The 13,295-nt window shown below is 28.6% G+C and carries 10 protein-coding genes; all 10 read right to left on the bottom strand.

Annotation, left to right across the window (positions count from 1 at the left end; translation table 11 throughout):
• Positions 1–30: 30 nt before the first annotated feature.
• Positions 31–657: a hypothetical protein gene (locus ACTU6T_RS01000; RefSeq protein WP_460219397.1), complete on the bottom strand. Its 627-nt coding sequence runs from the start codon at positions 655–657 to the stop codon at positions 31–33.
• Between the two features lie 79 nt (positions 658–736).
• Positions 737–1,297, bottom strand: coding sequence for an NIF family HAD-type phosphatase (locus tag ACTU6T_RS00995; protein WP_460219396.1), 561 nt, complete (start codon positions 1,295–1,297; stop codon positions 737–739).
• A gap of 445 nt (positions 1,298–1,742) precedes the next feature.
• Positions 1,743–2,249, bottom strand: coding sequence for an SMI1/KNR4 family protein (locus ACTU6T_RS00990; RefSeq protein ID WP_460219395.1), 507 nt, complete (start codon positions 2,247–2,249; stop codon positions 1,743–1,745).
• Between the two features lie 157 nt (positions 2,250–2,406).
• A complete protein-coding gene (locus ACTU6T_RS00985; RefSeq protein WP_460219394.1) occupies positions 2,407–4,092 on the bottom strand; it encodes a S41 family peptidase in 1,686 nt (561 codons plus the stop codon).
• Between the two features lie 89 nt (positions 4,093–4,181).
• On the bottom strand, positions 4,182–4,568 hold the full coding sequence (locus ACTU6T_RS00980) for a helix-turn-helix domain-containing protein (RefSeq protein ID WP_460219393.1): 387 nt from the start codon (positions 4,566–4,568) through the stop codon (positions 4,182–4,184).
• Positions 4,569–5,381: 813 nt separating this feature from the next.
• Positions 5,382–6,089, bottom strand: coding sequence for an SIMPL domain-containing protein (locus tag ACTU6T_RS00975; RefSeq protein ID WP_460219392.1), 708 nt, complete (start codon positions 6,087–6,089; stop codon positions 5,382–5,384).
• A gap of 393 nt (positions 6,090–6,482) precedes the next feature.
• A complete protein-coding gene (locus tag ACTU6T_RS00970; RefSeq protein ID WP_460219391.1) occupies positions 6,483–8,048 on the bottom strand; it encodes a DndE family protein in 1,566 nt (521 codons plus the stop codon).
• Positions 8,041–10,146, bottom strand: a complete 2,106-nt coding sequence (dndD, locus tag ACTU6T_RS00965; RefSeq protein WP_248413974.1) for a DNA sulfur modification protein DndD — start codon at positions 10,144–10,146, stop codon at positions 8,041–8,043. Before dndD ends, ACTU6T_RS00970 begins: the two co-directional genes overlap by 8 nt.
• The gene (locus ACTU6T_RS00960) at positions 10,143–10,325 is read right to left on the bottom strand and encodes a DNA modification system-associated small protein (protein ID WP_338101652.1); all 183 of its coding nucleotides are present in this window, start codon (positions 10,323–10,325) and stop codon (positions 10,143–10,145) included. The genes dndD and ACTU6T_RS00960 overlap by 4 nt, the downstream gene beginning before the upstream one ends.
• Positions 10,315–12,225, bottom strand: coding sequence for a sigma factor-like helix-turn-helix DNA-binding protein (locus tag ACTU6T_RS00955; RefSeq protein WP_460219390.1), 1,911 nt, complete (start codon positions 12,223–12,225; stop codon positions 10,315–10,317). Before ACTU6T_RS00955 ends, ACTU6T_RS00960 begins: the two co-directional genes overlap by 11 nt.
• Between the last annotated feature and the right edge of the window lie 1,070 nt (positions 12,226–13,295).

Below are 13,295 nucleotides of genomic sequence, written 5' to 3'. Positions count from 1 at the left end.
AGTTATACACGGTGTTGCCCACAGTTTTTTTTAGTTTTCAATGACAAATTCAGTTGTGAATTCAATCCGTTCAAGTTCTTCGTTTATCAAATTGTCTAATTCTATTATTTTCAGCGTATTATTGAATTCATAGTTGATGTTTTTCTCGGTTTTGGAATTTTTTAGGGATTTAACAAGGTCAAAATAATCAAATAGTTTTTGATATTCGAACTTGTCGGATTTGACATAAATATTCCGATAACAAGAATGTGAAGTTTGTATATATCCAGTTGAAACAGTTCCAAACTCTTGCTTATCATTTACTTTAATTTGAAAATTCTTTAAGTCTTTATCACTCTCAAGAATACTTTTGTTTTCTTCGAAATTGGAAAAAAAGAAGTCAGTTTCCAACTCAATTGGGCGATAGATTTTAAATTCCTCTTTTGGGTATTCTATAAAATCAACTTTCTGTAGTTTAATCAATGAGTCTTTTTCCCAAAATATATATCCTGTAGAGTTTACTCCATATCCAGTGCAAGATTTCCTGGTAAATCCAACTTTTTCTAAATTCAGTTCAGATATTTTTTTTGCAACAAGGCTGTCAATTTTGAAAGTCGGATTTTGTCCAAGTAAAGCAACTGGAATAAAAAGAAAAATAATAAGAGTTAATTTATTCATGAACATATAATTTACTCAAAAGTAAATTCTAATAATCGTTTGGGAAATTTAGAATGAGTGAATGGTTCTTTTCGATTAGTTAAATGTTATCTGAAGTTTTTATATTACGCCAACCTCTTTTTTCAATTCCTCTAACATTTTCAGAATCCTTAATTGATTTAAGAAATTCAGCAAGAAGAGTCAATTCGTTGTCTTTTAAATTTCCTTCGTAAGGTTGCACATAAATTGCGTTTCCAAAATTATCTCTTGTCTTTTCAGGTGAATCATCGACAATCAGAGATTTTTCAAGTCGGAAACCTTGTTTTTTAATTTTCTTTAATCTTTTTTCTCGCACATATTTATCCAACTCATAATCACGTTTTAAAGTACATCTACTTCTTGCCCAAACAAATTCAAAATCTATTTCAGGAGGTCTAATTAAATTCACAACATCATTTACATATTTGTCGTCAGCAGATGACCAAACAGCGAGTTTAAAGTGTTCGCTCATTTCTGTCAGAAATTCGATTAAATACGGACGTTTATAAACGAAATATTCCGCATACTGAAAGTCAGATTCTATATCGAGTTTTTTTTCAGTTGCGTGAATTAGAGTTTCGTCTAAATCCAGAATTAATAATATTTCTTCGGTTTCTCTCAAATTGTGGGCAACGTGTTCGTGTATGGTTTAGTTACGATGGCTAGGTCTAAGATACTAAAAGGGAACGAACCATTAGGGAAATCCGCAGGATTTTCCGAGTATAAGCTGTACTAGTAATTAACTATACACGTTGTTGTGTGTAGTTATTTTTTTATTAATTCAGTTAAAGGTTTGATTTGTATTAAATTTGACTTTAATTTTTCCACAGCTTCATTCTCAACTTCTTTGCTTGAAAAACTAATGAGTAAGTCAGAATTTGATATTTCTGGAAACCTCAAAGAAGTTCCTTTCGATAATTCAATAAGTTCTTGATATCTGTCTTCATTTTCTCTAACAAAACCGTTTGGTACTAGGTTAGGACTTAACCAAATCCAACTTCCATCTAATTCACTTCTATATTCATCATATCCGTGAGCAAAATTATCTGGTTCTTCAAACTTGATGTTTAGTATTTTTCAAGTTCTTTAGAGATTTCGGTAATAGTTTTATTTGTCCTGATGACCAACTCATCATCTATATCATAATCAAGTTGAGATAAATATTCCGAAAAAGATTCCGCAATTAATCTTTGACTATCACTTTCTACACTGATATAAGTTATCTGTGGATTTTCATTGTTTTTTCTATAATCAAGACATATATGCCAATGTCCATCACCATCAAACGGGATTAATCCATTTAGTTCAAAACTTACCCAATCTTTATAATCTGTCCAATCTACATCTGTAAGAGAAGGAAAATGCGGACCAATTCCATAAATTTGTTCGTTTAGAGATTCCTCAAGTGTTTTTCTAATGTAGCCTCCGTTTTGAATTTTCAATAATTCAACAAGCTCTTTGGGTAGTTTATAACCTAATTTCAATTCTGCCTTTTCCAAAATTTCATGAGTCAATTTCGGTTGCAAATATGGAAGGTAAATAGGCTTTTGCCAGATTAATTCTAATTCTGTCATTCTCGGTTTTCTCTAATTACACACAACGTGTTTGTGTATGATTAGTTGCGGGAAAGTACACGATTCATTTTCCGCAGTAACAATATAGTGAATTGTAAGAAAAGATCCTTCTCTTAGCCAGCTTGAGCAATTAATTATACACGTTGTTGGCTGTAGTTTATTCTTTTTCGACTAATTCTAAAGTGTATTCTAAAGTGGTGTCAATACCATTAAGATAATCTTCAATAGTTTGAATGCTATAATGGTGAGGGAATACACCTCTTTCTTCTGACATAGAATCTATGTCATTAATATGTGTTGCGCTACTTACCAGGTAAAATACGCTTGTATTTTTTAGGTAGAACATCCTTTGACCTCCAGTATAAAAAATTGAACCATTGGATTCTTCGCCTATTATGGTACCTATGTTATGATGCTTTGCCAAGGCAAGCAATTGCCCTGTGGTAGAACCTGAGCGTCCATCTGCTAAAAAGTAAATATTACCTTTATATATGGTTTCGAATGGGTCTAATGGCTTTAATTTTCTATCATTGTGTGGGGCAACTTTAAAATAAGTGAACGGTTTTTTAATCAAATATTGTAAAAGATGTGATGCTCCCCAAGAATTTCCACCACCATTTCCACGAACGTCTATAATTAAGTTATGAGGATTTTTTTTGAATATTTCTTTAAAACTATTATCGATAAATTTTTGAAGAATGGAAAAACGATTTCCATAAAAATCCCAATGATTTATTGTTAAAAGAGCTGTGTTTTTATTAATAAAATCTAAGCAAAATGTTTCTTTACAGGTACTTAAATTTTTCAACCCAGACTTATATTCATCTAATCTTTTTAAAGCAATAGGTTGTTTTTGACCAGCAACAACTACTGTATAGTTTTTTGGAAAACCCAATGCATATGGAATGATGGCTGATGAAAACGCATTGAAAAAATGTCGTTTAGAAGCACTCTCCACTTTGCCTTGTGTAGAAATATGCTTAAAAATATCTTCTGTAATTTCAATACTACTTTTCCCATTGATTGAAAATACTTCTGTACCTGCACGTATACTATGGTTATTTGTTAAAGCGTCAGCCACATACAGTCTTCCATCGATATAAAACAACTCCATAGGGAAACGTAAAGTATCCAGAAGCATTTCACTTTCTTGCTGAAAATACATTGGTATTGCACTATGCCCACAATTTATATTGGCTACTAACTCGCTACAATGCCAGATAAAATCGGCATAAGTAGTGTTATCGGTAATTAAGCCTTTTTTATCTTCTACCACCTTCCAGAACCGATTTTTTGAAATGGATTTATATGGATGAGGATTTATAGTGGTTAGGGTTTTAGCCAATTCATCTAAATCATCTAAATACTGTTGCTTGCTATATGTTTTATAAAACTTATCCTTTTCTCTATTCTTAAACTTAATTTCTGCTATTATACGTTCGGCATTGGTGTTTTCAGGATTTAAATCGAGTGATTTTTGATAATTAACGATAGCTTTTTCATAATCTCCTTTGATATAATAGGCTTCGCCCAAACTATCATAGCCATTATAGCCATTTGGGAATTCAGATACTAAAAATTGAAAAACCTTTATTGCGTCATTAACTCTGTTATCATTAATTAATTGATAGCCAAGGCTGTTGAGTTCATTTTTGTCATCAAAATTATAATCTTCTTCATTGTTTTTTTTGAGGTTTTTATAATGAACAATTGCTTTGTCAATATCATTGTAAGCAAATGTTATTATAGCTTCTTTAATTGATTTTTTTGAATGTACTTGTGCAGTACAACTACTTGTGAAAAATAGAATAGAGACAAAAATTATTAGTTGTTTAAATTTCATTCGTATTATTTTTTTGGCAAGTATAAACGGTTTTAATAAAAGTGCTTAGTGAATGAACCCAAAAAGTGTACTGAATTATAAAAAAGGACTTATAATCTTGATTTATATTGAGCAGGTGTAGTATCCGTATGCTTTTTAAAAGCTTTGTAAAATGCTGATTTTGAATTAAAACCAGATAAGTTGCCGATAGCTTCAATAGTGAATTTGTTTTGTGTTGCAATTAATTGTTTAGCTTCTTCAATACGATACCCATTTATAAAATCGGTAAAATTTTTACCTAAATTATCGTTAACAAATTTAGATAATTCGTGAGTTGTTAGTTCCAATTTTTCGGCAACATCTGCAATTTTAAGATTTGGGTTAGTATAGGGTTTTTCGGTGGACATTATTTTGTCTATCTCTTCTGACACCTTATTAGAAGTAACAGGCGTTAACGTAGTTTTTTTGATTTTGTTCTTGATAAAAATTTTGTTCATTATTCTTTTATTAAAAAGAAAAAACAAGAAAAAAGCATAAAAGAAAACAGAAAAAATGATAGAGCCGCTTATAAAATAATCAAAACCAACAAGTGTAAAACTTGCCCAAATAATCAGATTTACACCAATAAAAATGATATTCCAATTATGCAGAATAAGGTTACATTTAGGGTATAATACCATTAATCCAGAAAGAAGAATATAAATCAACCATTGAATGTTAATTATGGGTAAAATAGTTTCTTTATTCAGTTGTACATTTTCTTTAAACGGTACAAAAATCATTAATGCAATAACAAGTAAACACCAAAATAAAATATGGTATTTCCAGTTTTTTGCCCAGAAGGATTTTGGTTTAAACACACTAATTAAGTAGCTAAACAATAACGGTCCGATAAGGAAAAAAAATGCAGGGCCAATATTAATATACCATACGGAATCAGTTGTAGAGAATGCATAAAATATAGATTTTAAAACTCTAAAATTTAATACAAAAAGAAATAATCCAAAAAGTCGATTACTTTGTTTGTTGTAAGATTTACTGATTAAAAAATAAATGGAAACAATTAGGCTATTAATAAATCCAATTGCTCCAAAAGAGAATAATATTTGAGGTAAATAATTCACAAGCTCAAAGGTAAAACTTTCTTTCGTTTCGTTGTGGAAATTACTGCCAACGTGTTCGTGTATGGCTAGTTATGTTGGCTAGGTCTAAGATAATAAAAGGGAACGAATCATTAGGGAAATCCGTAGGATTTTCCGAGTGCAAGCTGCACCAATAATTAGTTATACACGTTGTTGCCACACGTTTTTTTATTCAATTCCAAATTTTATTGTTACTGCACTTTCTATTTTTATTTTTTCAAATTCAATGTCAATTGGCTGATATTCTTTCGCTCGATAGTTTGAGCTATATCCTCTAATTTGAATTCCAGCAGCTTTTCCTTGAAGTAAATTTGTAATATTTGAGTTCAAGTCCGAAATATAAAGTGCTCTTCCAATATTTTGATTCAGCGGTTTCAACATTGATTCAGCTTGCATTTTTGCTTTAAGAACTGCCTTTTGTTTCAATTTGATTTTTAATTCTTCGATTTGAGAATATTCCGTTTTATTTAGATGGACATTAGAAATTTCTATTGATTCAAGTCCAACGATTACTTTTCCTGCGGTTTCTGCGTCATAAACTAATAATGTATAGGCTTTATTTTTTAATACATCTTTTCCTTTTAAAAAGTAGTTTTTGAAATTACTTGTTACATCAGATAGAGTAAGTTGTTTTTTTGTATCAATTCCGAGTGCGATTAGTTTTGTATTCATTCGGTTTTCCAATTCCTCGACAGAAGTTCTGCCTCTTGTATCTTTTTCTGTTATCAATATTGATAAATAAATTCGGTCAGGAACAACCAAAGTATCAACGATTGCTGTAGTTTCTAAATATGGTTGGTCAATAAAGTTTTTTTCTTGAGAATATCCTTGTAAAGATAAAAGAGCGATAATTAATAATAATTCGATTTTTTTCATTTCGTTTTGATTTAGTCAGTTCTTAATTCATTTGTTTCACGAAACTATAATTTCAGTTTGTTTCGTAAAAGTCAGAATGAGTAAATGACCTTTTTCAGTTAGTTTATTGTTCAACTTTCACTATTTCTCAAATGTGTGGCAACGTGTACGTGTATGGTTAGTTACGTTGGTTAGGTCTAAGATAGTAAAAGGTAACGAACCATTAGGGAAGTACAAGCTTTACTAGTAATTAACTATACACGTTGTTGTAAACTGGCTTTATTCCGTTCAGCTTGATTTTTCAACTTTTTCTGTTAGTTCAATGTCAGCTTTGCCGCGAAAGCTCTTTTATTTTTTAGCTTTGGCTTTTATTAGCTTTGGAAAAAAATAAATGTGCTTGAGCATAGCTTCGACTTAAATATTTTCCTCTTTTTTAGTTTTCCACCATTGCTTTAATTCAATTAGTTTAGGTTCTCCTATATTTATTATAGCTTTTCCTCCTTCAAGTTTATCTAATTGAGTGTTCAGTTTAACTTCACTGTTTACACTACCAAGAAATGGAATAATTCTTTTAGTAGATTTATCTTTTACATTAGCACAAATAGGAAATTGAATTTGTGACATAAAATTAAAATCTTTATAAACAAAGTCTTGAGTTTCTTGAGCAATTAAGATGATTATTATTCCCATTGATCGCAATTCTCTCAACATTGACTCAATTACAGGTCTTGCATTTTTATGTTGCAGAAAATTCTGTGCTTCATCAATAATAATTACGTGTTTTAAAGCTTTTATATTGTTTGTTACAGCTGTATCTCCAGATTTCTTAATGTTATCGTACATATACTTCAAAAGATTAAATGTTACAAATTGTTTAATCTCTTTTGTGACCTCTGAAGGCATTGAAATGTATGTACTTTGATTAAATATTGAATATGACTTTGATTCATCATAAATTCCAGAATTAATTAATTGTTGAATTACACTAGTCGTCGTATCAAATTTACCTTTGTTTTTCTCTAAAATATTCTCTAATAAATCGTCTAATGTTGGTGAAGAATTATTATCAAAATAATAGTCTTTTATTTCTCTTACTAAACTAGCTGATTGAACTTGACCAATACTCTTAAAAAACGTTCTTAAATCACTTGCAAAAGATTCAATATAGTTTTGATTACTTAAATCATAGTTTTTTAATGGACTAAAGGGGAAACCATTTTGATGCTTAACATCTATGAAGTTAGCTTGAGTTGAAGATAAAAAAGTGTCAAGTTTTTCTTTAGTATCTGTTCCTTTAAAATCAAAAAATGTAAAATTTAATTCAAAATCTGTCTGTTTGGAAATTTGATAAATTAAATCGAATACTAATTGTGTTTTTCCTGATCCTGTAGTTCCTGCAATTCCAAAATGACGACTTGTATATTCTGTTTCGTCATTAATTTTAACCTTAATTGGTTCCCCATTAAGTTCGATTCCTAGGTTTAATTCAATAGGTTTATTTGTACTGTTTATTAAATTAGCTGTTTCTGTTTTATTAGAACTTGAAACAAACACATTAGATTTTCTTTTGTGTAATCCTTTTTTTACAGGTTTCAATAAAAGTGAAATATGTTCTCCTTTCGTAATGTCGCTATTGTTTAATTTACTATTCCAAACTTCTAGACCATCTTTTAAATGAAGTTTATAAAGCTTAATAAATTCACTTTCTGTCAATTCTTTATTATAATGTTGATCGAAAATAGTTTTATAAAGAGTAAAATTATCTACGTCATTAACTAATCGACCAAAGATGTTACTTGTAGGTGTGTATTCTCTACCGTTTTGAGGTAGACTATTTTCGTTTTCGTGAAAAAGACGTCCTTTTTCAATACTTAATGATAATGCAATTCTTCCTGTAATTGTGTCTCTTTTAAAATTATAGATATTTGTAATTCTATCTAATAATTCTGTGCTTTCTAAATCTATTTTAAATCTAATCATTGCTTGTAGTATTAAAATAACCGTTTTTTAAACTTGTGTTTGCCCCATCATTAAATAGTAGATAAGATTTTGAAATGTTTTCTGAAATATCTTTAAATCTTTTAGGTGTAATTTCACTATTTGTTGAAAATAGAACGACTTGTTCTGAAAGAGCTGGATAATATTTTTTTGTAATGCTATCTCTATGTTCTTCATCAAGTCTACCAAGAGGTGTATCTATAAATATTGGTAAACTTTGTATCGATTCGTTTAATATAGATTTAATCAAACAGGAAATATAAATTTGCTTTTCTCCAGACGATAAACTTTCTTTTCTTATTTCATTATCATCTTGATCTAATAATGTGATTTTCATTCCTTGTCCTGATGCCAATATTGTAACTTTTACATCTTCAATAAATTTGCTACTGTTTTCTTCACTACCAAGTTTGTGCATTAATATTTTTAGTTCGCTTAAAATTGTTTTTTCAAGACTACTTTTGTGTTTGCTTTTCTGTTCTTCAAGGAATGAATTCAAAACGTCAATGTATTTCTGACTTTCTTTAATTTTCAGTTTATTTTGTGCATTTATATCTACCTTTTTTACCAACGTTTGTAGCTGCTGATTTAAACGAACAATATCACTTTTTAACTTTGTTATCTGCTGGTTGTTTTCTCCAATTCTTCTATTATTTTCTGTGATATTATAATCTGCTGTATCTTTTTTGGATGAGTATTCCAAAATTAGTTCATCTTCTAAATCAGCATCAACTTTACTTAATGTTTTGTGTAATTCTGAAAGTTTAATTTGTACTTCATTGAACTCTTCAATTGTAGTCTCGAATAAATCTTTTGATTGTTCATTAACTAGATTTATAGCATCTTTAATTAGATTTTTTTCTGAATTATTCAAATCGAGTTCAAATTCTAATTCTTGATAATCTCCATTATCACTAAATAATTCTGAACCTAAATTTTTAGCTTTTTCATAATAAAAGTTCTTGTCTTTAAAAGACATTGTAGAATTATCTGGTTCAGGTGGTTTGTTAAAAAGTAATTCAATAAAGTTTTCTATTTTTTCAGAATTTTCTTTTGATAAATTTTGCGATAATTCGTTTTTTTCTTGAATTTCTAAATGTTCATTAACTTCTTCTAGTTTGCCAGTTAATATTGCTAATGGAATAATCTCACTTAATTCATTAAACCTTTCAGAAAGTTCAAGTTCCTTTGTTTTTAGTTTTTCTATTTCTGATAATACAGATTCTCTGTCGAAAGTTGAATTACCTTGTTTACTATGTTGAGAAATTAGATTATTATATTGACGAATTGTCTTTTTTAAATCATCAATTTCTTTTAGCTTTTCAGCATTTTCTTCTTCAAGTTTTTCAATATCTATATTTGAAAATTCAATTGCTTTCTCTTTATCTACAATTTGCTCTTGTAAATTTTTAGTAGCTCCTTCTTTTTTAAGAGAATTTATGTAAAACTCTATATCATCGATAAGTGTATCATAAGTGTCTAATCCTAAAATTTTACCTAAAGCGTCATTTATAAAACTGCCTTCTTCTTTAATTGATAAGTTGGCTATTTCAGATATTTTTTCTGCATCAAAAAAGACGAATTTTGCTGCATCTATCGGAATTATGTAATCATTTATAAAATTAATCTTATCTGCTTCATCATCAAAAATTTCCATTTTTGAATCAGAATCTAAAATAAAAAGTTTTTCATTCATACTAGTAACATTAAACGTTCTAGTAATAATTACACTTTCAGAATTTGAGTTTAATTTCTTTAGTTCTGGTAATTCGATTTCGGAAACAAGTATACTAACAGAAAAAGTGTCTTTATTTTCTTTTTTTGCAGTCCAATTTATGGATTGCTGCATAAAAGATGAATAGTTTTTTTCTTTCTGAATTTCCTTTTTGAAGTTGTTATCAATTTGAGAAATTTTTTCTCCATAAAGACACCAAACTATTGATAGCAAAAGATTTGTTTTTCCATAACCATTTCTACCACCAATTACAATGATATTTTGATTTGGATTGGTTGATAAATCAATATTAACTTCATTGTAATATTGTCTAAAATTGTTGATTTCTATATTGGATAACTTCATTTTATTGTCTTTTCAATTACATCATTAATTTTTTGTTGGTGGTAATTGTTTCTTTTTAGCAATTTTTTAGTCTTTACAGAATCCAATAAAATTTCTAGAGAATCATAATTCACATCTTTTTTATTGCATATTTCTTTGAGTCTTTGGCTCTGTAGTATTTTAGTTTCTTTAATTTTCATTAAAATATTTTAAATTATTTAATATTAATTTTGATTCTTCAAAAGTTAGATTATATGAATTTAGCAAGAAATTTTTTATATCATTTATTGAAAAACCTTTTTTATGTTTTGCAATAATAGTTTTACCTAATTGTACTGGTAAACTTTTAAACTTATCATCGTATTTATTCTCTTTACTTTGTAAACCTATAAACCCTTGATTATAAATCAAAAATCTTTTCAAAGGATCAACTTTAAGATTAGTTAATACACTTTTTGCATCTTTATTTTTCCTGAATTTATCCAAATATTCTAATACTAAGAGAATATGAATTGGTTCATTTTTATCTTCCAAAAATTCTATTATTACATCCTTAATTGTACCTCCTTTGAAGTTTTCTAATTCTCTTTCCCATTTTTTTAATCCAAAAACACTTTTTCTTCCTATTGGCACAAATCCATTCCTTCTGGCCATAGAAGCACGCAAACTTGCTTCATCTGTGACGTAATTTGGATTTAATTCTAATACCTTATCAAAAATTATATTGATTTTAGATGGATTCCCTAATTCTTCAAGTGCTTCAAGTGCATATTCGTGTACTTGTTTTTTAGTATTTCTTTCAAATGTTATGTTCTCATCTAAATCAAGGAATAATTCAAATTCGTCATTAATTATTTTTTCGCCAATCGGAAAAGCTGAATCTAATAAATCAATATTATTATTAGTTAAAAATCTCGATAAGTAGCTTTTAAAATTAAATGAGTAGGATTCTACAATTTTATCACTTATTCTATTATCAATATCATTAGCTAAAGCATTAAAATCAATTTCTTTGACTATGTCTTTTTCAATTAAGTGGAAATTCTTCCAATTATGTCTGTTCCGAGCGTTAAAGTATCTTGGTTGCAAAACATCTTCAATTTCTCCAATCAGAGAAAATTTATCCTGTAAATACGCAAATAATATGTAGGAAATAAACTCTTTGGATAAATTTGTGTTATTTGTCTTATTTACTAAATCTACAATTTCTGTGTCAATTTCTAGTTGATTAGAATTAATGTCTATATTATATTTTTGAAATAAGTCATCGCTGAAATTTTGAATAAATAAAAGTTTATTAAAAAGATCATCCATACATGACTTTCTTATTTGCCTTACTCTTTCTCTAGACAAGTTTACTTTTTCTGCAATATCATCTAGGGTTAATTCTTTCTGATTTTGATATATTCTAAAAGCATTTTTAACAATTAATGTTTGAGTTTTATCAAAAAGAGCATTTTGATTTAATAAAAAATCAGTTAATAAGAAAATTGATTCTGATTCGAGTATTTCATTAGGAATTTTTGAAATTGAAAAAGTTCGTTGAATTAAAAAGTTATTCTTTAATGAAATAAGTTTTTTGTCATTATCTGATTGATTTACTTCATTTAAGAAATCCTTAATTATTGAAATATAAATTTCTAATTCCGGAACACATTTAGCTCCAACGTTTTTTATGTTTTTAACATTAAAAGTATCGGGAAGCAATATTTTTTCAGCGAAATTTTTAATCTTTAAATTTCTTCTTAAATGAAGTATTATTGCATTTTTACTTCTAACAGTAAGACTATTTGTATTGACTAGAATAAAACTATTTATTACTTCTCTTTGAACTCTTGTTAATTCTGAAATTATTGTTTTTAGAGGATTTTCTAATTTGATTTCAGTTTCTCGATTGTCTAAATGATCTCCTGGATATTTGTTGCAGATTTCAATTAATTCTTCGTTAGATTTTCTGCCACAATTACGAAGTTTATCGAAAGATTTATGTTTGAAGTAATATTCGTTTAAATCTTTTACAGAATTCAAGTTGTTGTATTTACAAACGTGATATGATCTAACACTAATCTCTTCCTTTCTATAAATTTCTTCTATTGTCATTCTAATTGGTGCAGATTCTTTTTAATACAATTTTGATTTACCTAAATTACGATTAAGTTTTTATTCAATTTATGATTTTTCTCACTTTATTTCAGCGATGGCAAGATTAGGCTCTTTTGGTTTTTTTGTATTGGATTTGGGCGTTTGCATAAAACCAAATGTGCCTAATATGTGGCTGGCTTCAGCTTGTTTACAACGAGTTTGTGTATGATAAGTGCGAAAGAAAGTGATAAGATTTTCCGTCGCTATTATTATAGAGTTTAAATATAAGGCTTTTAATTGAAGCTTTATTTAAGCATTTATTATACGCGTTGTTAGCTATTTTAGTGCAACACTGTCCTTAGGCAAAGCTAAAAGTTAGCTTATAAACCAAAAGCAACCGAGAGAAAATGCGATCTCACAATTTACAGATATGTATAAGACTACAATGCCAGAAGCAATTACAGACTTAACATACTCGCATTTAGGTTGCACCTAAGAGTTATAAACAGCCACCTTTTATGGAATAAGAACGAATCAGAACGCTTACCAGCTATTTACAAGTATGTATGAGATTACAAAAAGAATTTAGGTATTCACGAACCATACTAGCGTTTAGTTCCCATAAAAGGATTGAATTGATTTTTTAAAAATCCGAAGATTTGAATAGTGAAGGAAGTTAGCTGAGGTTAATTAATTTTCGGCAATGCACTATTTTAGCTAACGTGTACGTGTATGGTTTGTTGCGGAATTGAACGTGCGTTTTTTTCCGCTATATTGATTTTTACTAAAGGTAGGAATTTTTCTTTGTCTTAACCAATTTAGCAATGAACTATACACGTTGTTACCTGCTGGCTTTATTCAATTTCTATCATTTATCTTTCCGAAACTATATTTTCCAATTCGGAATAAAATTAGAACGATAACAACTACTGCTGAAAACCAAGCCGTATTATAAACTCCGTAATAAAATTGGTCGATTGGAATAAAATTCGAAAATTCAGTTCCTAAAATTATACACACTAAAAATATTCGCATTGTTGTTTTTAACCAACTTGGTTTTGTCAACATTTCATAAAGTCCAATTATAA

The sequence above is a fragment of the Psychroserpens citreus genome (assembly GCF_055686305.1).
Note: the sequence above shows the minus strand (reverse complement) of the source record. Positions and strands in the feature narration are given on the sequence as shown.